The sequence below is a fragment of the Haliscomenobacter sp. genome (assembly GCF_041740695.1).
Taxonomy (GTDB): Bacteria; Bacteroidota; Bacteroidia; order Chitinophagales; family Saprospiraceae; genus Haliscomenobacter.
Genome location: NZ_JBGSLK010000093.1, coordinates 61,459 through 85,135, shown reverse-complemented (window position 1 = coordinate 85,135; position 23,677 = coordinate 61,459). Strand labels below are relative to the sequence as shown.

General features: G+C 47.7%; 19 protein-coding genes. 7 read left to right on the top strand and 12 right to left on the bottom strand.

Translation table 11 applies throughout. The annotated features are described in order from the left end of the window. Positions 1 to 48: 48 nt before the first annotated feature. Positions 49 to 972 (bottom strand): FKBP-type peptidyl-prolyl cis-trans isomerase, encoded by a 924-nt coding sequence (locus tag ACEW9O_RS18735; protein ID WP_373551718.1) that lies wholly within the window; start codon positions 970 to 972, stop codon positions 49 to 51. Between the two features lie 67 nt (positions 973 to 1,039). After that, entirely contained in the window at positions 1,040 to 2,011 is a 972-nt protein-coding gene (locus tag ACEW9O_RS18730; RefSeq protein WP_373551717.1) for a bifunctional oligoribonuclease/PAP phosphatase NrnA, read from the bottom strand. A 246-nt stretch (positions 2,012 to 2,257) separates the two neighbouring features. Between ACEW9O_RS18730 and ACEW9O_RS18725 the strand changes: the two genes are divergently transcribed. After that, a complete protein-coding gene (locus tag ACEW9O_RS18725) occupies positions 2,258 to 2,677 on the top strand; it encodes a nucleoside-diphosphate kinase (protein ID WP_373551716.1) in 420 nt (139 codons plus the stop codon). Between the two features lie 252 nt (positions 2,678 to 2,929). Here the strand turns inward: ACEW9O_RS18725 and ACEW9O_RS18720 are convergent, their stop codons facing one another. After that, the gene (locus ACEW9O_RS18720; RefSeq protein ID WP_373551715.1) at positions 2,930 to 5,323 is read right to left on the bottom strand and encodes an endonuclease MutS2; all 2,394 of its coding nucleotides are present in this window, start codon (positions 5,321 to 5,323) and stop codon (positions 2,930 to 2,932) included. A gap of 100 nt (positions 5,324 to 5,423) precedes the next feature. Then, positions 5,424 to 7,067 carry a bacillithiol biosynthesis cysteine-adding enzyme BshC gene (bshC, locus tag ACEW9O_RS18715; protein WP_373551714.1) on the bottom strand — a complete coding sequence of 548 codons (1,644 nt, stop codon included), beginning with the start codon at positions 7,065 to 7,067 and terminating at the stop codon, positions 5,424 to 5,426. Between the two features lie 197 nt (positions 7,068 to 7,264). Between bshC and glpK the strand changes: the two genes are divergently transcribed. Further along, a complete protein-coding gene (gene glpK / locus ACEW9O_RS18710; protein ID WP_373551713.1) occupies positions 7,265 to 8,752 on the top strand; it encodes a glycerol kinase GlpK in 1,488 nt (495 codons plus the stop codon). 107 nt (positions 8,753 to 8,859) lie between these two features. On the opposite strand, the gene ACEW9O_RS18705 is transcribed toward glpK, so the two are convergent. After that, entirely contained in the window at positions 8,860 to 9,663 is an 804-nt protein-coding gene (locus ACEW9O_RS18705; RefSeq protein ID WP_373551712.1) for an arsenite methyltransferase, read from the bottom strand. 137 nt (positions 9,664 to 9,800) lie between these two features. Here ACEW9O_RS18705 and ACEW9O_RS18700 point away from each other — a divergent pair, with 137 nt between their 5' ends. Further along, the gene (locus ACEW9O_RS18700) at positions 9,801 to 10,481 is read left to right on the top strand and encodes a DNA alkylation repair protein (protein ID WP_373551711.1); all 681 of its coding nucleotides are present in this window, start codon (positions 9,801 to 9,803) and stop codon (positions 10,479 to 10,481) included. Here ACEW9O_RS18700 and ACEW9O_RS18695 read toward each other — a convergent pair whose 3' ends face one another. Further along, positions 10,482 to 11,222 (bottom strand): class I SAM-dependent methyltransferase, encoded by a 741-nt coding sequence (locus ACEW9O_RS18695; protein WP_373551710.1) that lies wholly within the window; start codon positions 11,220 to 11,222, stop codon positions 10,482 to 10,484. 168 nt (positions 11,223 to 11,390) lie between these two features. Here ACEW9O_RS18695 and ACEW9O_RS18690 point away from each other — a divergent pair, with 168 nt between their 5' ends. Together ACEW9O_RS18690 and ACEW9O_RS18685 are read left to right on the top strand one after the other, a co-directional pair. Then, positions 11,391 to 12,134: a class I SAM-dependent methyltransferase gene (locus ACEW9O_RS18690; protein WP_373551709.1), complete on the top strand. Its 744-nt coding sequence runs from the start codon at positions 11,391 to 11,393 to the stop codon at positions 12,132 to 12,134. Further along, on the top strand, positions 12,131 to 13,429 hold the full coding sequence (locus tag ACEW9O_RS18685; protein ID WP_373551708.1) for an amino acid permease: 1,299 nt from the start codon (positions 12,131 to 12,133) through the stop codon (positions 13,427 to 13,429). The genes ACEW9O_RS18690 and ACEW9O_RS18685 overlap by 4 nt, the downstream gene beginning before the upstream one ends. A gap of 177 nt (positions 13,430 to 13,606) precedes the next feature. On the opposite strand, the gene ACEW9O_RS18680 is transcribed toward ACEW9O_RS18685, so the two are convergent. Continuing rightward, complete coding sequence (locus ACEW9O_RS18680; protein WP_373551707.1) at positions 13,607 to 14,818, bottom strand: hypothetical protein; 1,212 nt, start codon at positions 14,816 to 14,818, stop codon at positions 13,607 to 13,609. A 309-nt stretch (positions 14,819 to 15,127) separates the two neighbouring features. Here ACEW9O_RS18680 and hpf point away from each other — a divergent pair, with 309 nt between their 5' ends. Continuing rightward, positions 15,128 to 15,427: a ribosome hibernation-promoting factor, HPF/YfiA family gene (gene hpf, locus ACEW9O_RS18675; protein ID WP_373551706.1), complete on the top strand. Its 300-nt coding sequence runs from the start codon at positions 15,128 to 15,130 to the stop codon at positions 15,425 to 15,427. Positions 15,428 to 15,547: 120 nt separating this feature from the next. Here hpf and ACEW9O_RS18670 read toward each other — a convergent pair whose 3' ends face one another. Beyond that, a complete protein-coding gene (locus ACEW9O_RS18670; protein WP_373551705.1) occupies positions 15,548 to 16,327 on the bottom strand; it encodes an enoyl-CoA hydratase/isomerase family protein in 780 nt (259 codons plus the stop codon). A 132-nt stretch (positions 16,328 to 16,459) separates the two neighbouring features. On the opposite strand from ACEW9O_RS18670, the gene ACEW9O_RS18665 reads away from it, so the two are divergent. Then, positions 16,460 to 17,818: a sigma 54-interacting transcriptional regulator gene (locus ACEW9O_RS18665; protein ID WP_373551704.1), complete on the top strand. Its 1,359-nt coding sequence runs from the start codon at positions 16,460 to 16,462 to the stop codon at positions 17,816 to 17,818. A gap of 132 nt (positions 17,819 to 17,950) precedes the next feature. On the opposite strand, the gene ACEW9O_RS18660 is transcribed toward ACEW9O_RS18665, so the two are convergent. The 4 genes from ACEW9O_RS18660 to ACEW9O_RS18645 form a co-directional block, all read right to left on the bottom strand. Beyond that, positions 17,951 to 18,844, bottom strand: coding sequence for an amidohydrolase family protein (locus ACEW9O_RS18660; protein ID WP_373551703.1), 894 nt, complete (start codon positions 18,842 to 18,844; stop codon positions 17,951 to 17,953). Then, positions 18,829 to 19,956 (bottom strand): aminotransferase class I/II-fold pyridoxal phosphate-dependent enzyme, encoded by a 1,128-nt coding sequence (locus tag ACEW9O_RS18655; RefSeq protein ID WP_373551702.1) that lies wholly within the window; start codon positions 19,954 to 19,956, stop codon positions 18,829 to 18,831. The genes ACEW9O_RS18660 and ACEW9O_RS18655 overlap by 16 nt, the downstream gene beginning before the upstream one ends. A gap of 128 nt (positions 19,957 to 20,084) precedes the next feature. Then, positions 20,085 to 22,382 (bottom strand): hypothetical protein, encoded by a 2,298-nt coding sequence (locus ACEW9O_RS18650; RefSeq protein WP_373551701.1) that lies wholly within the window; start codon positions 22,380 to 22,382, stop codon positions 20,085 to 20,087. An 11-nt stretch (positions 22,383 to 22,393) separates the two neighbouring features. Further along, a complete protein-coding gene (locus ACEW9O_RS18645) occupies positions 22,394 to 23,677 on the bottom strand; it encodes a hypothetical protein (protein ID WP_373551700.1) in 1,284 nt (427 codons plus the stop codon).

Genomic DNA, 23,677 nt, shown 5'->3' with positions numbered 1-23,677 from the left:
ACTGTGAAACAAATAAGTAGAGACGCACGGTTGTGCGTCTCTACAAGATTACATCCCCGGCTGTCCAGCAAGGACATAAGGTGATGGTGTAAAGAAGTTGTTACCTTCGATGTAGAAAACCAATTCTGCATTGCCAGGAATTTTGGGCGGAGAACCTTGCTCACCATAACCCAAATTGCTAGGAATGAAGAAAGATACTTTCATGCCTTTTTTCACCAGTTGCAAACCTTCCATCCAACCAGGGATCAGAGGCTGACGGCCCAGTGGGAAAGAGAAATCGGCATCGCGCTCGAAAGAGTTGTCAAACATGGTTCCATCGGTCAGTGCACCGTAGTAATCCAGGTAAACGATGTCGTCGTTTTTGAAAACTGGACCACTACCTGGCTCATGTACGAGGTACTTCAAACCAGACTTGGTGGTTTTGATGCCTTTCAAATTGCCTGCTTTGTATTCTTTGGCGATATTTTCGGTAAAAGCTTTAGCACGAGCCAGTTCAGACTTCATTTGTTCTGGTGTCCGCTTCTTGCCTTTGGATTCGGCGTCTTTCTGGAAATCGGTGAACACCTTCTGCATTTCGGCACTAGTCAGTACATCCTTTACTACCATATCGTAGTACATCATTTTTGCACCTTTGAACCCTTCCGGCTTTTGCTCTTCTTTGAGGGTATCCAAGGGAACAAAGATCGTGATGCTGTCTTTTTCCTTCATGCGCAAGAGTGCCTCAAAAATTGGGTTTTGGGGCATTTGCTTCAGCTGAGCTGAATCGGGTACTTGAATCAATTGAAAATTGGAGGCAACTACACTGTCTCCATTCCGCAATTGAAAGCGGTAATATGCAAAATCACCGGCTTTGAGTGCACTGCCAGTAGATTTGGTGTGTTGTACGTACGTGTACCCACTCGGCAACTTCTGCTCCTTTTTGCATCCTGACAGCAAAACCAGCGCCAGGAATAAGCATGACAAAATTCTCATGTTTGTTATTGATGTTGAGAGGCTCCTGGCTTTAGGTCAGAACCCAAAACGGAAAACCCAAATTTGGTTACACAGTAAATTCATTCACACGATTCAGGGATTCCCGATACTCTGGTAATAACTCCCGAAACTTTTTAATCGTTGCTTTTAAGCCGATAAAAGACGCACCGCCCGAGGCATTTTTATGCCCACCTCCTTTGAAGTGTTTTTGGGCAATTTCTTGTACCGAAAAATCACCTTTAGAACGCAAAGATATTTTGACAATTGTAGGTTGCTCCGTGATAAAAACAGCCATGATGATGCCCCGAATGCGCAGAACATAGTTCACGATGCCTTCGGTATCACCCCGCTGGATGTCGAAACGGGCGTAGTCTTCTTTGGTCAAGGTGATGATCCCGGTGCGGTATTCTTCCAGAATCTCCATGCGGTTGTACAAGCAGTGCCCCAAGAGCCGCAAGTGTTTTTCTTCCTGGCTATTGGTGATCAGGTCTTGGAGCAAATAATCATTTACCCCCAGTTCAACCAATTCTGCCACCGTGCGGTACAACTTGGGTGAAGTGCTGTATTTGAAAGAACCTGTATCGGTCACAATGCCTGTGAAAATACATTCTCCAATTTTGATGTCGAGATGGGCATGCCAATCCATCAGCCCGATGAAATCGTAAATGAGTTCACAAGTTGAACTGGCCGTCGTATCGGACAACAAATAATTGGGGAAAGCTTCCGGCTCCAGGTGGTGATCAATCATCACCTTGGGTTTGTCCAAGGGCAGGATCATCTCCCCTACTTTGTCAATACGATCCAAGGCATTGAAATCCAGGCAGAAAAAAATATCACCAGATTCCACTTCCTCTTTGGCACGATCTATATCGGCGTCGTAAATCACCATTTCGTGTACCCCGTCCATCCATTCCAAAAAACTAGGATATTCGGAAGGACAAACCACTACGGGCTGATGCCCCATCTTTCTGAGCAGATGGTACAAAGCCAGCGAGGAACCGATTGCATCCCCATCAGGGTTTCGGTGGGTTAGAATCACTGCTTTACGGGGTTCCGCAAGATAATTTTTTAACGATTGGCTATTTTCCATGCTATCATCAAATCAAGGGGAAACAAAGACTTTGAAGGAGGCTGTGCACGGGCTTAGTCCACCCATTCCTGTTCATTCAAAATTCAGAGTGCGAAGGTGCCAAAAATTATGGATTTAACAAAAAAAAATTGTGCTTCGCCCCTTCTCTTTCCGCTTTTTCCTTACTTTTGCGCCAAATTTTGCAAAACCGAGCATATGGCTGGAAATAGAACTTTTACGATGATTAAGCCCGACGCAGTAGCTTCAGGCCACATCGGTGCCATTTTGGCGCAAATCAACGAAGCAGGATTTCGCATCGTTGCCATGAAATTGACTAAACTTTCTCAGGAAAAAGCAGGCGAGTTTTACGCTGTGCACAAGGAACGCCCTTTTTACGGTGAGCTGGTAGACTTTATGTCTTCAGGGGTCATCGTTGCGGCGATTCTGGAAAAAGAGAACGCAGTAGCGGATTTCCGTACCTTGATTGGTGCAACTGATCCTTCCAAGGCTGAGCCAGGTACCATCCGCGCCAGATTTGCCAAAAGTATTGGCGAAAACGCGGTACACGGTTCTGATTCTGATGAGAATGCCGCCATTGAGGGGGCGTTCCATTTTGCTGGAACGGAGCAGTTCTAAAACATGTTTAATGGCAAGTTGATTATCAAGCAATTGATAGTTTTATTGCTTTTTTGAGTGACGAGTTACGAGTACATGACTTTTGAGTTTAGAAGTGAGCTACCGCAGCGACTTGTTCAGCGTTGCATGTCTAAGTCGCTGTGGTAGCCACTTCTAAACTCTTAAGTCATGTATTCTTAACTCGAAACTCAAAAGAACCTTTTAACAAAATGATTAGACATTTTGTCAAACACCCGATAATTAGTCAGAAGTCTATTTAAATTCGATCAGCGTCACCCCATCTCCCCCACCTTCCGGTTCTGGGTGACGAATTTCCATCTCTACATTCTGATATTCCCTGAGTTTGGAGCGCACTGCGTTACGCAGCGTTCCATTGCCCTTACCATGTACAATTTGCAAATGGTTTGAACTGGTGATGAGGGCCTGATCCATAAAATCCTCCACCATTTTCAGGGCTTCTTCGTAACGCACGCCACGGATATCGATGCGCGGGTAGAATGCAGCGCTTCTTTGCACTACATCCGACTGTACACTTTTGCTTTGGCGCAGGTCGATGGTGGGATTGGAAAAGATGACGTCGCGAATATTGAGCGTCATGCGCATGAGGCCAACTTCCACGATGACTTTATCCCCTTTGATGGATTCCACTTTTCCGTTTGCACCACCCGCCACCAATTTAACGAAATCACCTTTTTTGACGGGGCGCTCGTTTTTAGGGCGGCTTTCCGGGGAATAATATACTTCCTCGCGAAGCTGGGTAACCTGTTCGGCCAGTTGTTTTTTGGATTCCCGGGCTTTAGCGGCAGCCTCCATGGCCTGTTCCAGGTTGCGGGCTTCGCGCAGTTCTCGGACCAGCTTTTCCAGGTCTTTGTTGTCCTGTGAAGTTTTTTGCAGGTCTTGTTCCTTGGCTTCCAACTTCATACGTTTGCGGCGGAAATCCAGGTCGCGTTGCATACTTTCGTAGGACTTCATGAGTTTGTCCAGTTTTTCCTGGCGATCCTTGAGTCCTTTGAGTTCTTCTTCTACTTCCTGTTTTTCGCGTTGCAAGTCGATCAATAGTTGGTCAACGGCCTTTTCGTTTTTGCCTACGCGGTTTTTGGCATAGTCAAGGACTTTTCCACCCAGACCACTTTTTTCTGCAATTTCAAAAGCATAGGAACTACCCGGGCGACCTACCTTCAATTCATAAGTTGGGGCCAGATTTTCTTTGTCAAAAACCATCGAACCGTTGAGGATGCCCTTGCTTTTAAATGCAAATATCTTGAGGTTGGAGTAGTGCGTAGTGATGACCCCAAAAACCTTGCGGTAATTCAGCTCCCACAAAATGGCCTCGGCAATGGCTCCACCAATTTGGGGGTCGGTACCTGAACCAAATTCGTCGATGACCACCAAGGTCCGCTCGTCGGCGTGCTCCAGGAACATGCGCATGTTGGCCAAACGAGAGCTATAGGTACTCAAGTCATCTTCGATGGATTGCTGGTCGCCGATGTCCGCAAAAAAATTGTTGAAAATCCCCAGTTGGGTGCGTTTATTGACCGGGATCAACAGACCGGATTGTGCCATCAACTGCAATAAACCCATCGATTTCATGGTGATGGATTTCCCCCCGGCGTTGGGCCCACTGAGCACCAAAATGCGGTTGTTATTGTCCAGACGCAAATCAAAAGGGATCGTTTTTTTACCCGACTGGCTATTTTTCAGCAAAAGCAAGGGGTGGTAGCCTTCGTAAATTTCGAAACTCGGCTGATCCAACATTTGTGGCAATTCCGCTTTCATCCGTACCGCCAGGCGCGCTTTGGCTTGTACCACATCAAAATACACCATGATCTCCTGATATTGGTGCATTTGGGGTACGTAGGGGCGCAGGACGGTGCTCAATTCTTTGAGGATGCGGTAAATTTCGCGGCGCTCCTGTTGCTCGAGGTCAAAGATATCGTTGTTGATGTCGATGACGGGTTCGGGTTCGATAAAAGACGTTCTACCCGTTGCGGATTCGTCGTGGATGATGCCACGGATTTTACGCTTGTGCTCAGCAGGGACACTGAGTACCCGCCGACCGTTGCGAAAACTTTCCACCGAATCACTCAACCAACCTTTGGCCCGGTAATCATTGATGACGTCGCGGAAAACCCGATCCAATTCCTTCATTTTGGATTGGATGGCCTTGTAAATGCGGGCCAATTCAGGGGAGGCATCCGGGCGAATGTTGCCTTCGGCATCGATTACCCGTTCAATTTCCTTGACCAAAGCTGGGTCAAAATTGACTGGACGGATGACTTCGTAAAGGGTCTTGTACACATCGCGACGCGAGGGGCTAAAAAACTTGTAAATCGCGCCAACCGTCACCAGAATGGTATTGATGCGCCGTAAGCCATCTTCGGGCAATACCGAATCGATGATGGCCAACAATTGCAAATCGCTATCGATGTTTTGGTAAGCTACCAGGGGAATCCGATCGTTGTGCTCGATCGATCTTTTCATTTCCATGACCTCCTTGAGCCGCTCCTCAATCTGTTCGCGATTGGTTTGGGGCCGCAACTCCTTGATGCGCTCGATGCCTTGTTCGCCCAGGCATTCCCTAACCAACAGCTCAATCACTTTGTCAAACTCGAGCTTTTCAAAAAGATCTTTCGGTTCCAATCTCATAAATCCTGTAGTTCAATGGGTGTTTGCCAAAGAAACAATTTTTGGCGATTTGAGTTCCGCAAAGATAGGATTTGTATGGCAAAAATGTGGGTAGAAAACATTACCCCTCATCCCGCACCACCAAAAACCCTTCTGCAAATGGGTCCACAACTTCCTTCAGTACTTCGCCGAACTGAGGGCCGTACTTCATGTAGAAATTCAGGAAGTTATCCGTACGTTCTTGCAAACCATTACCCGGGAACAATTTTTCCTTGAGGCTGCGGATTTGATTGATGGCGGTTTCGTGTTTTTGTTTTTCTGCACGCACCAGGCGGCCTTCCAATTGCTCGATGACTTTTTCCTGCTTTACGCCTTCGGCCAATACTGCTTTTTCCAGCGTGGCGTCAACTTCCAGGGCTTTGAGGCGAATTTGTTCAAAAAGTGCCTTCAATTGGGTCATTTCGGCCTGCAAGCTCAGTTCACCTTCTGAATTGAGCGCCACGTATTGTTTGATCAGAAATTCAGTATCCACAAACAAATCGTGTACCCGCAAGCCCAGTTTTTCAATCCGGCCAGAGGTAGCTTTATCGATCCACAAGAGTGAATTCCGCCGCAAAAGCAGCGGATAATTGATGCCAAAATGCGCAAATTGGGCTTTCCGCTCCAGCCAATACGCGATCTCGCCGCCACCGCCTACGTAGGCGAGGTTGGGCAAAATGAGCTCCTGGAACAAAGGCCGCAGCACCACATTAGGGCTGAAACGCTCCGGGTGCGCTTCCAGCTCGGCTTCCATTTCGGCAGCCGTAAAACGCAGTTCGGTATTCAAAATCGCAAACCCCTCCCCTTCCCGTACAATGCGGTCGCGGCGATTGTCTTGCAGGTAAAACAGGTTGATGTCACGGGCATGCGCCTGGCCAGAAAAACCAGCAGCAGTAAGCGCATCCTGGGTAGCGGCGATGAGCCCTTGAGAACTTTGTTGGAACAACTCCTCCCGCATGATCGGGATAAAACGGCGCTTGAAGGCCGGAACGTTCATATTCAAGGCGACTAATCCATAGCTCCCAAACAGTCGATTCACCAAGTCAATGGTGGCATCGGCGTATTTGGCGTGGCTGGTATACGCCGCTTCGATGTGTTGATAGATGGAAACAGCATTTTCACTTTCACCCAACACGTCCTTCAACTGAGCCAGCACAGGCGCCAAGGTTTCAGTGGACATGTCGCCACAAGAGCCTCCTACTGCTTCGTGTTCCCAACGGATGGTTTTTCCAAAAATATTGGCGTGGTTGATTTCATCAAAATCGTGGTCTTCTGCGCCATTGACCAGTACTGGAACAAAACTATAATCTGGATAACCCGTGCTCAATTCTTTAGCCAAATTGATGGCGGTAAAAATTTTGTACCAGTAGAACAGTGGCCCGGTAAACAAACTGGGCTGATGCGCAGTCACCACCACATAAGTATTCTCTTCGGCCAACAATTCAATGTTCAGTTTTACCTCGCGGCTGGTTTCCAGTTTGGCGTATTGCTCGCGCAGCACTTCCACCAGCAATTGGCGATCAATGGGCTGTTTGGCCTTGTCATCGATCACTTGCCGAAAGGATTCCGGGGTAGGGCTGTACTTGAAAAACGGCTTTAATGCCGCGTTTTGCGTAGCATAAGCTACATCTTTGGGTGCCAACTGCGACACCGAAGCATAAGGGAGGATGGTTACGTCCATGTCGGGTGTGTCGGTTAGTGTAGCGTTTTTTTGGTGTAAAAGCATTTTGGACGAATAAAATTTTATATTTGAAGTTGAGTGTCTCGGCTACGCTCGACAACCGGTGCTGAGACTGGTCACTGAGCGGAGCCGAAGTGCTGGTCACAGCACCGGTTGTCGAGCGTAGCCGAGACACTCAACATCCTAAATGAGATAAACGCCAAATTAGTTTAACCCATCATTCAAATTCTCCTTTTTCAACCATGCAACAATACATTCTTGCCCTCGATCAAGGTACCACCAGTTCCCGCGCCATTCTTTTTGACCAGGATGGCAATGTGGCTGGCGTACGCCAACAGGAGTTCACTCAATACTACCCACAACCTGGTTGGGTGGAGCACAATCCCTTGGAAATCTGGAACACCCAGCTTGCTGTGGCCCGCGAGGTGCTCAGGGCACACAACGTGAGTCCCAGCCAAATAGCTGGTATCGGCATTACCAACCAGCGTGAAACGACGGTAGTGTGGGACAAAACGACCGGGCAACCCATTTTTAATGCGATTGTTTGGCAAGATCGCCGTACCGCCGCCATTTGCGATGCCCTAAAAGCTCAGGGTGAAGAAGCCTACATCAAAGCCCAAACGGGTTTGGTGGTAGACGCCTACTTCTCGGGCACCAAGGTAAAATGGATTTTGGACAATGTGGAAGGCGCAAGGGAAAAAGCCGCCAAAGGTGAATTGCTTTTTGGAACGATTGATACCTGGCTGGTTTGGAAATTGACTGCAGGTAAGGTGCACATCACCGACTATTCTAATGCTTCCCGAACCTTGATGTACAACATCCAGAAGCTGGAATGGGATCAGCATTTGTTGGATGTGTTGGATGTGCCCGCTAATATGCTGCCTCAGGTCTGCCCATCGAGCCAAATTTATGGCAAAACCGCAGCGGACTTATTCGGCGCTGAAATCCCCATCGGAGGCATTGCGGGTGATCAACAGGCTGCCCTCTTTGGTCAGGGCTGTTTTCAACCTGGCGCAGCCAAAAATACTTACGGTACAGGCTGTTTTATGCTGATGAATACGGGCAAAGAACGCATTGAGTCCAATGCCGGGCTGTTGACGACCATTGCCTGGGGCTTGAATGGCGAAGTGCATTATGCCCTGGAAGGCAGTGTATTCATCGCCGGGGCTGCTATTCAATGGCTGCGCGATGGACTAAAAATCATTGATGAGTCCCCCGATTCAGAGTTTTTTGCCATGAAAGCGCCCAGTACCGAAGGGGTGTACGTAGTGCCTGCTTTTGCGGGCTTGGGCGCGCCATATTGGGACATGTATGCCCGAGGAGCCATTTTTGGATTGACCCGGGGCACTTCCAAATCACACCTGATCCGGGCAACCCTGGAATCCTTGGCCTACCAAACCAAGGACGTTTTGGGGGCCATGGAGAAAGACGCGGGCACACCCTTGGCTGTCTTACGCGTGGACGGTGGCGCCTGCGCCAACAACCTGCTCATGCAATTCCAATCCGATATTTTAGGAGTGAGTGTTGAACGCCCCAAAATCATTGAAACCACGGCCCTCGGCGCGGCCTACCTGGCAGGCCTGGCCTGTGGCTTTTGGACCATGGCCGACCTACAATCCAAATGGCACCTTGATCGCGCTTTCCACCCTAACATGTCGGTTGAACAACGGGAAAAGTTGTACAAAGGCTGGTTGAAGGCGGTGGAGCGGACGATGGGATGGGAGGAATAAAGTAAAGAGTGAAGAGTGATGAGTGATGAGTGATGAAAAATACCAAACGGTGAAATCCATATGGTATAACAGCTTTTCACTCTTCACTCTTCACTCTTCACTCCTTTTCACTTCTCCGCGTACACCGTAATGCTCATGATATCGCCCATTTTCTCCTTGGCCAATTCAACATCGGCAGGAGAGAGGTATTGTTGCAGCAGCTCTTCGGGCAGCAGGATGGGTTTTTCTTTTTGTAAGGTGACATTTTTGAAGCCAGCCTTTTCGATCAGTTGCAGGTAGTCTTGGCGTTGGATGGCACCGGATACGCAGCCTGCGTACATTTCGGCTGCTTCTTGCAAGGAGGGGGGTAAGTCGCCTTCGATGACGATGTCGGAAATGCTGAAATGGGCGCCGGGTTTGAGTACGCGGTAAATTTCAGTAAAGACATTGGCTTTGTTGGGCACTAGATTCAAAACACAGTTGCTGACCACCACATCAACGGAATTGCTGGCTACGGGCAAGTTTTCGATGTCGCCATGACGAAACTCAACGTTTTGGAAACCCAATTTGGCTACATTTGCCCGAGCACGGGCGATCATGGCTTCTGAAAAGTCTACACCGATGACCTGGCCTTTGTCACCGGTTTCATGGCGAGCCACAAAGCAATCATTGCCTGCTCCGGAGCCCAGGTCAAGTACCGTATCGCCAGCTTTAATTTTGGCAAATTGGGTGGGTAAGCCGCAGCCCAAACCCAGATCGGCGTCCTGGTTGTAGCCTTCCAGGTTGGTGTATTCATCGGCCATCAGGGTGTACACCTCCTCACTAGGGCCACAACAGGAGGTGTCGCAACAGCCACTGGCTTTGTTGGTGGATTGAGCAATGGCGCTGTATTTGCTGTGCACCAGTTCTTTTAGTTCTTGTTCGTTACGCATTGATCGGTATTTTACGATTAAATTCATCGCAATATACCGATTGATTGTGCAACATGTCAAGTCTTTTTTTAAAAAAATGTATTTTTAATCAAAAAAAGAAATTGCTATTTGCAGAAACTAAACATAATTCATTAAAAATGAACGAAGTAACTCAATACATCCGGGAGCTCGGAAAAATATATCTCCGGCATGGCAACCCAACTAATGCTGTAGGGATGTCGCGTTACATGAAGGAGCTATTCCCCTATTACGGAATCAAAACCCCACAACGACGGGCTTTGGCTGCTGCTTTTATTGCCGAACAAGGTTTGCCGGAAGGAGAAACCTTAAAAGCTTTGTGCCGAGCTTGTTTTGAGTCAGAATACCGCGAGATGCATTACTTTGTGGGCGATGCTCTGAGCAAAAGATTAAAAACGCTGGATGTTTCTTTTTTAGATGTGTTTGAGGAGTTGATAGGCATTCAATCCTGGTGGGATTCGGTGGATTTTTTGGCCCCTAAACTGGCCGGAGGGCTGTTTTTACGCTTCCCAGAGCAGATTGCGTTGTATACAGACCGTTGGATCGAAAGTGAAAATTTCTGGTACCAACGTGCCGCCATCATTTTTCAATTGGGCTACAAGCAAAAAACTGACGCCCAGCGCTTGTTCAAAAACGTATTGCGCCGGGCGGATAGTAAGGAGTTTTTTGTACAAAAGGGTGCGGGTTGGGCTTTGAGGGAATACTCCAAAGTGAACCCTCAGGCGGTAATGACTTTTGTACAAAGCCATAAATTGCCTGCTTTGACCGCCCGGGAGGCAATCCGTTTGATGAAAGCTTAATTATACGTTTTGCGCAATCGCCACTTTGGTATTGTATGCATACGATGGCCGTTGCAACACCGCTTGAACTTTCAATCCGGACAGTTCCAACAGCAAACACATCTCATCTTCAGTGAAAGCACGTAACTGGTGTTTGTCATTGCCAAGGGACTCGTATCCACCTTCTTCCTTTTGTTTAAAATACTTCGCATCCCAGGTCAAGCACCAGCCATCGGTAAAATTGATGTAGTAATGGTTCTCTCGTTTGAATTTTCCTTTTGCGGTTTCTACTTCGTGAATCGCCATTGGGTTGGCCAGGATATGGGGGATGTAGGTATTGGCGTCGATAAAATCAAAAGTCAAAATACCGCCGGGTTTTAGCACTTTTTTGATGTTTTGGAAGGTACTCAAGGCATCGGAATTTTGCAGCAGGTAAGAGACACTACGCGCCGTGATGAGCACCGCATCAAAGGTGTCGGGGACTTGAATGTAGCGCATGTCCTGTTGGTGGAATTGACCTCCAGGTAACATTTCCCGGGCAAAATCCAACATGTCAGCGCTCATGTCTAGCCCTTGGTAAGTATACCCCGCTTCGACTAAACGACGGCCCAATTGCCCGGTACCACAGGCGACTTCCAGCAGGGATTTACAGTTAAAATCGGCCAGGATTTTTTGGTAGTCCACGAATTCTTCATCGTAATCAATCAAGCCCTGGTACATCAAGTGATATACTTCGGCGTACTCGGTATACAGCTTACTCATAATCAAAGGGATATTAGGTTAAAAAACGGTGGCAGTACAAATTTGAACGATAAATGGTTCCCAGTACTGAAATTTCCCTGTTTTTTCCCAAAAAGTACTACTTTCCATCCCTTAGTAGTGGGGCAAAAATAAGTGTTCGTTTTTTTATCGCCCCTTAATCCTATTGCCATGAAAGCATCCATCGATAATTTTTCCACGGCCTCGGCGGAATACGCCCAATTCCGGCCAGACTATCCCCTCGAATTGTACCATTACCTGTACGCCAGGGTCAAACATTTTGACTGCGCCTGGGATTGTGGAACGGGTAATGGACAGGTAGCAATCGTCCTCGCTGAACGATTTAACCAAGTGCAGGCCAGCGACCTAAGTGCAGCCCAAATCGAACAAGCTGTACCACATTCCCGCATTCAATACAGTGTATGTCGGGCAGAGCAAAGCCCTTTTTCCGAGCAACAATTCGACCTCATCACGGTAGCTCAAGCCATACATTGGTTCGACTTTTCGGCATTTTATGAGGAGCTCAGGCGGGTGGCTAAACCTGGCGCCCTACTAGCGGTTTGGGGTTATGGGCTATTGAGTGTCCATCCTGAAATTGACCCTTGGATTCAACATTTTTACAGCGCCACCATTGGCCCTTACTGGGATGCAGACCGGCACCACATTGATGAAGCTTACGCCCGGATTCCTTTCCCCTTGGCAGCGGTCGAACAAGCTCAATTTTCCATCCACAAGCGCTGGAGCCTGGAGCAGTTCTGCGGGTATTTGGGTACCTGGTCGAGTGTCAAAAAATACATCCGTGAAAAGGGTGAAGATCCCGTAGCGCAGCTTTATCCCCAACTGCGGGCCTGGTGGCCAGAGGAGCAGGTTTTAGACATCCGTTTTCCCATCTTTCTCAAAACTGGCCACGTTTGAAAACTCCACAAATTGGCCTTTGGTCGGCCATAGCCCTGGTCGCGGGCAATATGATTGGTTCGGGTATTTTTTTGCTGCCAGCTACTTTGGCCATGTTTGGCTATTTTAGTTTGTTGGGTTGGTTGGTGTCGGGAACAGGAGCTTTACTGTTGGCCTACACCTTTTCACGGCTCAGCCGTCAAATTCCGGTGAACGGCGGCCCTTATGCCTATACCCGGGTTGCTTTTGGCGATTTAAGTGCATTTACCGTAGCCTGGGGCTACTGGATTTCGCTTTGGACGGGCAATGCGGCCATTGCCATTGCTTTTGTGGCCAATCTTACCCCATTTTTTCCGGCACTTGGAAGCAACTCCCTTTATTCTTTGCTGGCTTGTTTGGCCTCCATTTGGGTAGCTACAGCCATCAATCTACGGGGGGTACGCGAGGCTGCGCAGTTTCAGCTTTTGACCACCATTTTGCGCCTTTTGCCGATTCTGTTGTTGGGTACTTTGGGTTTTAGTCACTTTAAATGGAGCAACTGGGCGGTAGATCCCCAGCCATTTTCACTGGGAAGTATGGCCTTACAAGGGGCAGCATTGACCTTTTGGTCTTTTTTGGGTATTGAGTCGGCGACCATTCCCGCTGCCTCCATTCGCAATCCTGAGAAAAACATCAGTCGGGCTACTTGGTGGGGTACGGTTTTTTCGGCCTTGGTTTTTGTAGCGTCTTGTTCTGCGGTGATGGGCATTTTGAACCAGGATGAGTTGAAATCTTCCGCCGCTCCTTTTGCGGATGCCGCCAAAACTTTGTGGGGCATGCCTGGGTATTATGCGATTGCGGCAGCGGCGGCCCTGGCCTGCCTGGGTGCTTTGAATGGCTGGATATTATTGCAGGGCCAAATTCCTTATACTGTGGCTAAAGATGGGTTGTTTCCCGCTTTTTTTGGTCGGGAAAATCGTCGCGGTGCACCGGCTCAAGCCTTGATCCTATCAAGTGTGTTGATGTCGGTGATGGTGTTATTGAATTACAGTGATTCCTTGCAAGAACAATTCAAAAAAATGATCCTGCTGGCGACACTGGCCAATTTGATTCCTTATTTGTTCAGCGCTGTAGCTGAATTGGGCTGCTTGTGGCGGGAAGGGAACTTGAGTTGGAGGGCGCATTGGCTTTTGGGGCTGCGCTCGATCGTGACATTTAGCTTGGTTTTAGCGGCGATAATTGGGACGGGCTGGGTGACGATTGGGAGTGGATTGATTTTGTTGGCACTTGGCATCCCTGTTTATACGTGGCTAAAAAGGACTGTCAAGTCTGATTAGGATAAACATAAGTGACCTCGAATTTTAGCCCAATTTCTTAAACAGATAACCTGAAGTGACTCTTTGGTTTCTAAAGCTTCTTAGGTGGTGAAAAAAAGCCTGCGAAGCAGGGTATTCTTTAACCACCTAAGAAACCTAAGGCACTCAAGAAATCACCTAAGCAATGATACATTCCCCTCACTGCTGTATCTTCCGAATCAACACCGCCCCATTCTCCTCCAAATCGGCGCTCATCACTATTATTTGCTCCCGTTGCCCATCATTGATCGAAACGGCTACGGTATTGGGTTTGATGCTGCCCAGGTCGTCTGCTTGCAGGATCAAAAAGTTTTCATTGCCCGACAATTTGACCCGGTAATTGGACTTGTTTTTGGAAATGCGGTGCTGCTTGGCCAATTGATGGCCGTTAAAAAAGAGCGTAATCACATCCCCGTCTTCGGTGCCATTGTCCCACACGCTGATGGTCAACTCGGGTGACTTCACTTCGATGCTGCGTTGGAGCTTGAGCTTGCGGCCTTGATTGCTGAGCGCGGTTTGGGTTTGCAGGCTGCGAATGCTAGCCTTTACATCTTTATCCAAAATGGGTTTTTCCAGGTAGACTTTGCCAGGGGCACAAGCACCAGCTTTTTGGGTTTCGGTGGCATCCATGCGCCCCTCCCATACGCCATGGAAGCCAAAACGATTCACGTCTTCGTCCAGGCGGAGTTGTAGTTTTTTGATGCACCAGCGCCAGTTGGGGTCGGTTTTTTCAATCACACCTTGTTCCTCGATGATCAGAGAGTCGCGGTTTTCGTTGAGTTTCCAACTCAACAACTGTCGGGCAAAACCTCCATTTTCTTCCGACATGATTTTGGCAAAACCTTTGCCCCCTTCCTTTAACTCCAATTCATAATAAAACTCGTAGGAACGATCGGTTTGAGAGAGCTCACCTGTCCAGATGCCTTCGGGTACAAAGGTATCGGCACCTACGTCCAATTGATTGCTGTCTGCTTCTTTGACCAAACGCATGGTGCCTGGTGAGCAGTTGTCGGACAGCCAGCCGCCCTGGAGTACCCAAATGCCGTCGCCGGTAGTGCCCAGGCGCAGGCTGGCGTATTTGAGGCACCAGCCGCCGCCTTTGGGGGTGACTTGTGTTAGCTCTTGGAGGACGAGTTTGCCACCGCCTTCCCAGGTGCCCGCAATGGAGAATTCAGCCGAAGCAGTACCGTCTTGGGTGATGGAAATGGCTTTGCCGGTCAGGGTGGTGCCTTCCTGTTGGAGGTCCAATTGGTAGGAAAAAACATTGGGTCGGCCATTCTGCATGACGGTTCCTACCCAAAAGCCACTCAAATTTTGTGCTTGAAGCCCTAGCACAGCGAGGACGAAAAAAAGTGTAAGATTCTTTTTCATAAGTATTTAGACTGGGGGTTGATGAAAATCAGTTATAGCTGTAACAAAAGTCAAAGTAAGGGCTATTTTCGCCACTTATTTTTGACACATGCTCGTTAAATACACAAGTGGTTGAACAGTATTAATCGACATTTTTGACTTGATCTTTTGAATTTCATCTTCCTTATTTTTTCATTACAATGCGCTGCATTGCGCTTCAAAAATAAGTCGCTGAAATCCAAAATCTCTGCGTCAAATTCTGTCGATTAATACTGTTCAACCACTTACTTAACGACAAGAACAGATTTTTTTACATAAAATTCCCTAAAAATGAAAATTGATATCCAAGCTCCATTTCAAGTTTTTGATCATATTCGAGTAATGATCGAAGACAAACTCAACAAAATGAGTACTTTTTACGAGCACATTCTTGGTGCTAAAGTATTTCTGCGTGATGATGTAAACCCTTTTCTGCACAAACCCAGTCGGGTAGTAGAAATACAATTGGAGGTGCCCGGAACTACTTTTTTCGCGGAATCTACTGAGGAAACTTTCGAGCAAGCCCTGGCTAGCGCCGCTGAAAAAATCAAGAAGCAGGTGTTGAAGCATAAGGAGAAAGCGGAGGTGTGAGAGATAAGAGATGAAAGATGAGAGATGAAAGCGGTAACGCGAATGTTCATCTTTCATCTCTCATCTTTCATCTCTCATCTTTCATCTCTCATCTTTCATCTCTCATCTTTCATCTTTATTTCACTCTCCCTTAAACTCCGCCGCTCGCTTTTCCACAAAAGCACTCGCGCCCTCGCGGAAGTCAGCCGTATTGGTGGTTTCACCGAAGGCTTTGATTTCGTAAGCGAAGCCGTCGACCCCGTCTTCAAAATAGGCGTTGATGGATTCGATGACTTTGGCGATGGCGATGGGGCCTTTGGTGCCTATTTTTTCGATCAGGCTTTTGGCCCTGTTCACTTCTTCTCCTGCGGGCACCACATAATTGACCAAGCCTAGGCGATAGGCCTCGGGGGCATCGATCATATCGGCGGTCATACAAAACTCCAGGGCTTTACTTTTGCCAATCAATTGGGTCAAACGTTGGGTGCCGCCGTAGCCGGGGATGATGCCCAGGTTGACTTCGGGTTGGCCAAAACGCGCCTTCTCCCCTGCTACCCGCAAATGGCAGGCCATCGCCAATTCACAGCCGCCGCCTAGCGCGAAGCCATTTACGGCGGCGATCACGGGTTTGGGAAATCTTTCGATCAAAAAGAAGGTATCCTGGCCGTATTGGGCCATGTTTTGGCCTTTGTTGTCTAAATCCAAAAACTCCTTAATGTCGGCACCTGCGACAAAAGCGCGGTCACCTGCTCCGGTTAGGACGATGCCTTTCAGGTCTTTACGGGTGGGTAAATCCTCCGCAAAAAGGTAATTCAATTCCTGCATGGTGCGGGTATTGAGGGCATTGAGGGCTTTCTCGCGGTTGAAGGTGACGAGGAGGATGTTGTTTTCGTAGGTGAGGAGGAGGTTTTCGTAGGTCATGGTGGTGGATCTGGTTGTTAATGATAACGAATAACGCTTTTTTCTGCCGAATGTCTATTTTTTCTTTGAATAAAAGAATAATCGACTACTTTTAGAAGGAAGTAATAAACTAAACTAAAACCCAGTGTCACCATGCGAACAGAAGCTCCTGTTGAGATATGGTACCTCAGTCATAGTACTTTAATGTCTACAGTGGCTGATGTACTATTCGCGTTGGGCAACGCAAAGATCGAATTGATCCCTTTACACTACAACGAAGTTCCTGCTGGAGATGGCTTGTTTTTTTTTGATGCCCAAAACCAACTACCTGCCTTAATAGAATCGATTCAACACCTCAAATTGCGCGGGGCGAGTAGCATACTTGCCATTAGCACCACTCCTATTCCCAGCGGGTGGTCCATACCCTTGTTGCAAGCTGGTCTTGCTGAAGTTACCAGTTGGACCAACAACTCCATCGAAATGTTGCTTATCCGAATCCAGCGCTGGAAAAACATTGCCCAACAAGCCGAATTTTTAAGCAAAAAACTGGTGGGCAAAAGCCCTTTATGGAAACATTGTTTGCGCAAAATTGTCGAAGTAGCATCCTCTGAAGCGCCCGTACTAATTTACGGCGAAAGTGGAACAGGCAAAGAGCTCATCGCCAAAGCCATTCATGAACTTGATCAACGCGTCAACAAAAACAAAATGGTGGTGATCGACTGTACCAGCATCAGTAAAGAACTGGCGGGTAGTGAACTCTTTGGCCACGAAAAAGGCGCCTTTACCAATGCCTACCAGAGCCGGGAAGGAGCTTTTGCCGAAGCGCACAATGGTTCTTTGTTCCTTGATGAATTGGGTGAATTACCCCTGAATTTACAAGCTGAGTTGTTGCGCGTTATCCAAGAAAAAACCTACCGAAAGGTCGGCAGCAACCATTGGCAAAAAACCCAGTTCCGCTTGATTAGCGCTACCAATCGCAATTTAGAAGAAGAAGTCAATCGGGGTAATTTCCGCCAGGATTTGTTTTTTAGAATCAAAGGTTGGCAATTTAAAGTGCCTGCCTTAAAAGACCGCATTGAAGACATCCCCGTATTGGCTCAACATTTCCTTCATTTAAACAATGTACATGCCTCTTTAGAACCTGAAGTCCACAGTTTTTTATTGCAAAAAGAATATCCTGGTAACGTACGTGAACTTCAACAATTGGTCAACAAGATGGCCTTTCGCAACTGCGGTGAGGCGGTGGTGTCTTTTAGCCATGTGCCGATGGAAGATTGGCCACTGAGCCCCGACACTGAACAACAAGCCATCCAAACTGAGTTGCATCGTCTTTTACAAAAAATGATATTAAACGGGTACAATTTGAATGACATTAAAAATTCAGTGATTGAAAGCGCCAAAGAAATTGCCGTATCCCTGGAAAATGGAAACCTTCAAAAAGCAGCCGAGCGCTTAAGTTGCAGCGATCGTTTGTTACAAATGTATTTACAAAAACCACGCCTCAACAACTAGTCAATACTTTAGTAGTGGGGCAAAAATAAATGTTCATTTTTGTTGAGCCAAAGGATTAGATAAGACACTTAAAATGAACCGTTTACTCATCTAATCCTTTGGCAAAATGAACACTTATTTTTTTATCGCCCCTTAGAATTGAAAAGCCCCTTCAGCAAGCCAGGGGTCACCGGTTTCTGCTTGGATGGCATTTTTTTGGCTCAAAGAACCATTGCTTAGTGTGGTAGGCAGGCTCATTGGTCTGCTGCGCCGACCAGCAATCAAGCGCAAAAAATTACCCCCCAACACCCCATTTTGAGCGGACTCGGGCAAATGTAAGGCGTAGATTTTTTCTAATTCTACCCCTGGATGCAACCAGGGACCGTCAGAACCAAATAAGAACTTTGCGGGACCCGCTCGTTTAACTGCTTTTTGTAAAATATCAAAACGGCGCACACCAGAAGTATCGGAAAAGACATTGGGGTAGCGAACCAAAGGGTCGATTAAAGCGATTTGAGCCCGCCAATCATCCCCAAAACTACCCAGGTGTGGAATGATGAATTTTACATCAGGGTACTCGTTCGCCAATAAATCTACGGCTGAGACTTCACCAACAACGTCGTATAAAACAGGAATATTGAAAGCTCGAGCAGTCTCACAAATTTCTCGGCTAATCCGGGCATCGTGCCGGTGTACTTTGATGCCGCAAAATCCGTATTCCAACACGGCAGTATTGATCATGGAAAAAATATGACCTCGATCCCGTTCCGCATGAACAAAGGCAAAACCCAACAAACGAGGAGAATGGGCTTTTACAATTCCAGCAACTTCCCGATTGGCTTCTGTATAATTGCTATGAAAAGCCGGGAATACCACACTTCGTTCAATGTTGTATTCGCTGGCCCAGCGCAAATAATGCCCCAAACTGGCGTCGGTATCCCAGGGACCGGTCAAGCCATCTCCCTTACCCGCGTGACAATGACAATCGATGATCATGGTAAAATTGGCTTTAACGTTGAAGAAATTGAGCACTACAACCAATGGCATGTTTGAAAGCGATATACTGGTTCAGGTTTTGCATGCGATGAAATTCGGTTATTTGCCCAAAAGCGTTGTAGACAATGACCCAATTGTACATATTGCCCCGGATTTTGCTCGATGGTTATACAAAAACTGATCAAGGGCCTTTGATCACTCCCCTCTCCACGCAATAGCAATGTAGAAAAACCATGTTTTTGCAAAAACCCAAACAAGTTTATTGCTAGCTCAGTAGTGGGCAATTTGAGCGTTTGAACAGGAAAAATTCCCCCTTTTAGTTCAATTCCGGCTGACTGAACAGCCTGTTTAAACCGATTAATCAATCCGTACAAAGAAGCCCGTTTACGGTCTCCTTCCCAGCGATTGCATTGCAAGGCATTGAGTGCTGCTGCTGCCAAGGGGGCGGATACCTGACTACAATGAATCCTACTTAAACTCTTTTGTTCAAAAGGTTGGATAAAGGCACTAGCCCCACTCATCACAGCAACGGGGACCCCAAATCCTTTCGCCAAAGAACAAATGCTGACAATGTAAGGGCTGGAAATGCCCTGCCAGGCTAAGGATCCCCTACCTCCCAATCCCAAAGGGCAGCCTGGATTGGCATTTTTCCCAAGAATACCTAAGGCTTGGGTGTCATCTACCACCAAATATCCGCGAAAAGGCCGCAGTAATTCAAGGTATTGCCGCAAGGGAGAAGCTTTGCCACTAATGGGATTCCAGCCATCGCATAGAATGAACGGAATTTGGCCTGGCTGCACATGCATTTGTAACAACAGCCTCAACTTGGCAATTTGTTGCGTCGGAAAATTCAACACCTTAATGCCTCTACCAGTGGCCAAACGGCTGATCCAGTCCATCAAAGGGTAAGCTTGTTCATCGATCAACAATACCGTATTGCGGTCAATAGCCTGAAAAAAATCCAACCACAAATGTAGGGTTGAAGGTGCCAGGATGCCATGCTCCAAGCCCTGTAATGAGGCTACTTGTCTGGCTATTTCCCGATTGATGGGAGGTTCGTCCAATAAAGCTGGCCCTCCGGTTGTCAAGCGCTGCCACGATTGCAATTCCCCGCTTGGATGCCGCATACCTAAATATAAGCTGGAGCGAAAGTCAATGGCCATAGCCCTGAAATTAAGATCTCGTTCAATGGATTTTAAGAACAGAAGGTACTCGAAGTCGGATATCCAATGTTTAGTTTGGTGTCACCCTGCCAAAACAGGGTGACAACCTAATCTCCAACGAGCACGCATCAACGTCGGCTATTGCGGGAAAAAACTGGCGGAGGGCTCATTTGTCCCTGGAAGTCATCCTGCCGATCGCGCTGGTACATTTCCCGACGTTCCAGGTGGTGCGCAGGTGGCAAGTAACGGTCTGCTTCCACCGTGGGCGCAGGGCGTGTTTCTACCATATCCGCAGCCATGTCTACACCAGTAACCGCCCGATAAGCATGAATGTAGCGCTGGATCTCATTGCGCCAGAATTGAGCCCAATTTGCGGCATTGTCTGAGGTGATGTCTGGACTAGCCCAATCTCCATACCGGACACTCAAGAGCAGTTGCTCACCATTGGTAGCCAAATTGAAGAAATGGGTAACCGAAGTATCGGTCCAATTTTGCAGTCGCTTCATGGTGTCAACAGACCCCATCCAACCCTCTTCGTAAGGCACCAGAAAACGGCCTCGAATGAATTCTTTAACTTCCTCACGATTGAGAATCCATTGTTGGGTCAATATTTCTACCCGCGAAGACCAGGTTAAGTCGCGGAATTGATTGTGTTGGCCTTCACGCAGGATGACGTGTACTTCCCGAAGTTGGTTCAACAATGGGAACGCATCCGGCTTTACAGTCAGGAAGTTTGACTGCTGGTAATAGTCGTAAGCCATCTTGAGCAGGTGGTGAAAAGCCCCCAGAAATTTGGAACGACTCTCTACCGAGGATAAGGTTGGAATAGCCCGGCCACGTAAACTAATGCCATATTGAGAATCGTACTCATAGCAACGCCGAACGATAGACGTTCTATCCCTTTCATCTTCAATGAAGCCCCACATCAAATTGCTCAAAGGCCGCAGAGAATCGAGTGCCAGGTTGGCCAATGGATCAGCACCTTGACGCCTTTTCACGTTTTGGAAACGCAAAGAGATGGCATTCATGGTTTGAACCAACCCCGCCTCTTCCATCCAATAAGACCAGATCAACTCAAGCATGGGTTGTGCACTGGCGTACCAGGAAAAATCAGGAAGGTCTCGCTGACCACCAATCAGACAATCCAGGTCTTCACCAGTAGGATACAGCGCAGGTTTAAAATTGCCCCGATCATCTTGTTTGATTTGGCCTGGAAGCCCTTGTTCGAAATCTACATCCAAAGGGAAATTGGATTCAACAGCTCTGGCAATAGAGTCCAGAAAGAACTCATCCCGGTACAGTTTTTTCAAACTGGGTTTTGCTGATTTACCCATAAAATTGCTTCCCAGAAAAATGGTCGAAGACCGAGCATCGGTGTCATCGAAGAAAAACGACTTGGTCAGCAGAAAGTAATCGGTAGATTGCTTCAGAAACTGATACGAAGCGACGTTTTGGAAAGGAGAAACGTGGTTTTTAATTTGATTTTTTGCCCGACTATCCCTCGAAGACTTGTTTTCCCCACATTCTGGGTCAAACATTTTTTCAATGAACTCGGCATACGCCTCAAAATCAATCTTCGTTTTCCTGATCGCTCCCCATAAAGCCTGATCATCCGTTGGTTTGTTGCCGGGTTCCTTCAGTTCAATGCGTTGTACCCGATCCTGAGCGGCCAAGCGACGAATGTCACTCTCGATGCGAGGAAGCGCGGTCAATAGCCCTTGTTCCAGAGGAGTTTGGTCGGCGGGGATGGTTAATTGATAACTTTTAATGATGCTTGATCCCAGGCGAGCTTGAAGCTGAATTTTCCCACCACTAGCCCCAATTAGCCCCCGGGAGTTTTCAGGGGCTGGCTCAGCAAATGGAAATGAAAATTGACCAGAATAGACGACATAACCCTCAGCATCCTCCACATAATTGAGCAGGATAGGTATGTCAACTAACTCTTTATTTTCATTAAAAAAAGCCTCCCCTATCTCGTCACGCACCGTAAATTCCAATTCCTCAAAATCAGCTACACCAGCCCTGGTCAGTTCTTCGTCACTGATGGTAAACCAAAATTGAACGATTTTCCTGGTTCCGTCGGGTGCAGTCATAAATTTTCCGAAATCTGAACGCGGGGGCACTCTTTTTGGAATAAATTCAACGGCAGACAAGATCGCCCCGTTGAATTCAACCTCTAAGGAAATGGCTTGTCCTTCCTTAACTGCTGCATCCAGTTTAAAGTCACCACTATAAGTCCAAGCACCTGTTTCCGGGTTTTCATAACCTTTGATTTTGCTGGCTTTAATGATTTTATCATCGGCCATAAAAACCAATGTACCATCAAAATCCAAAGGCTTTTCAAACGCTTCGAGCAGGTACAAAAACTTTATGGAAGAGTCACTTGTCTGAATAGGATCAATAAAAAACTTTCCAATATCAGCCATAGCATGGTCATTTAAAACGTGATCAAATTGTGATTCAATTGATGTTTCCCGTCCGATCTTTCCCAGGCCCACTGCGTCAGCAATCGTTGCAGCAAGTCCGTTTCATCTTTAGCTGACAACAAGCCAGCTGCTTTAGCTTGACCGATGACCGCGAAGGCCAGGGTTGGTCGAGTTTTTTTGATGGTTTCGAACTGGCCGTTCCATTCCCGGTATAGGGCCAACAATTGATCGGGCATTCGTTCCGATGCGTAAAAAATCTCGCCTAAGGCCTGTCCATTGAGTACTGCTGGTCGATGGTTCACCACCAGTTCAGCAAATGCGGGTAGGGCTTGTTCCAGGGCTTGGATGATCTGCAGTTTTTGCTCATCGAGCCCTTCCAATGGGTACATGCGCTCCCAGCGTTGCGCCCAGTGTTGCCACTGCGGGTGAGGGAAAAGTGCATTACCCAGGGCACAACTGGTTTTGACCCGAATCCAGGGAAAAGGATGAGGGCCTTCTAGGCCGATGCGAAAAACGAAGTAGCGGGGCAAACTCACCACCCCCATCAGTCCCGTAGTAGCACTGATGCCAAGGTGGGCTGTGGCCCAAAAATCAGCGATGATCTCGGAAATCCAGTGTTGAAACAATTGCCAGGGTAAAGGCTGTTCAGCAGATTGTTGCACCTGCGCAATTTCTGCCCGCAAACTCTCGACCAAATCCAGCAATGCCGCGCCTTGATGTCCCACTTCGTGAACCAAGGAACTACCAATGCCACTTCCGACCATCCGCTCCCGTGGTACCTGAATGACCGCCACTGGATTGGTTTCTCCTCCGGGCAAACGAGTACGCGCCCGGCGAATCGCGGCGCCATGCCCCCGCTCCACAAAACAAATCAAGGGTGGGGCCGCTAAAGGTTGGGCACTCAGCTGCAAAGCGTCTCTTGCCAGAACATCCAAACCAGCCAACCAAACACCAGTTTCGTGCTCGCCCCTTTGGGTGAGCACATCGCCGAAAATGTCCAGCTTGTCCAGCAAAAAATTGAATTTCATTTTCAATTCTGCGTAACGTTGCTGAACCTGATCAGTATCGACCTCTGCGCCTTCTTGTTTCAGCCATAGCAGGAACTCCTGGATGCTTTGCCGAAGCTCTCTACTTACTTTGGCCAACAATCGTTCAATTCCCAGATAAGCAGCATCTGAAATGGCTGCTGCACGTACCATAGGAGTATTGAGTGAAAACGGTTTAAGGCTGTTGAGGCGGCTGATGAGCGCGTACGCTTCGTTTTTGAAAAACCGAAGATCAGATGGATGTTTCAT

Coding starts and splice junctions, on each gene's coding strand:
- ACEW9O_RS18725 (WP_373551716.1), top strand. CDS start 2,258: ATGGCTGGAAATAGAACTTTTACGATGATTAAGCCCGACGCAGTAGCT.
- hpf (WP_373551706.1), top strand. CDS start 15,128: ATGAAAATTGATATCCAAGCTCCATTTCAAGTTTTTGATCATATTCGA.
- glpK (WP_373551713.1), top strand. CDS start 7,265: ATGCAACAATACATTCTTGCCCTCGATCAAGGTACCACCAGTTCCCGC.
- ACEW9O_RS18705 (WP_373551712.1), bottom strand. CDS start 9,663: ATGCGTAACGAACAAGAACTAAAAGAACTGGTGCACAGCAAATACAGC.
- ACEW9O_RS18650 (WP_373551701.1), bottom strand. CDS start 22,382: ATGGCTGATATTGGAAAGTTTTTTATTGATCCTATTCAGACAAGTGAC.
- ACEW9O_RS18680 (WP_373551707.1), bottom strand. CDS start 14,818: ATGAAAAAGAATCTTACACTTTTTTTCGTCCTCGCTGTGCTAGGGCTT.
- ACEW9O_RS18655 (WP_373551702.1), bottom strand. CDS start 19,956: ATGGCCATTGACTTTCGCTCCAGCTTATATTTAGGTATGCGGCATCCA.
- ACEW9O_RS18735 (WP_373551718.1), bottom strand. CDS start 972: ATGAGAATTTTGTCATGCTTATTCCTGGCGCTGGTTTTGCTGTCAGGA.
- ACEW9O_RS18645 (WP_373551700.1), bottom strand. CDS start 23,677: ATGAAACATCCATCTGATCTTCGGTTTTTCAAAAACGAAGCGTACGCG.
- ACEW9O_RS18700 (WP_373551711.1), top strand. CDS start 9,801: ATGAACGAAGTAACTCAATACATCCGGGAGCTCGGAAAAATATATCTC.
- ACEW9O_RS18665 (WP_373551704.1), top strand. CDS start 16,460: ATGCGAACAGAAGCTCCTGTTGAGATATGGTACCTCAGTCATAGTACT.
- bshC (WP_373551714.1), bottom strand. CDS start 7,067: ATGCTTTTACACCAAAAAAACGCTACACTAACCGACACACCCGACATG.
- ACEW9O_RS18695 (WP_373551710.1), bottom strand. CDS start 11,222: ATGAGTAAGCTGTATACCGAGTACGCCGAAGTATATCACTTGATGTAC.
- ACEW9O_RS18690 (WP_373551709.1), top strand. CDS start 11,391: ATGAAAGCATCCATCGATAATTTTTCCACGGCCTCGGCGGAATACGCC.
- ACEW9O_RS18670 (WP_373551705.1), bottom strand. CDS start 16,327: ATGACCTACGAAAACCTCCTCCTCACCTACGAAAACAACATCCTCCTC.
- ACEW9O_RS18660 (WP_373551703.1), bottom strand. CDS start 18,844: ATGCCATTGGTTGTAGTGCTCAATTTCTTCAACGTTAAAGCCAATTTT.
- ACEW9O_RS18720 (WP_373551715.1), bottom strand. CDS start 5,323: ATGAGATTGGAACCGAAAGATCTTTTTGAAAAGCTCGAGTTTGACAAA.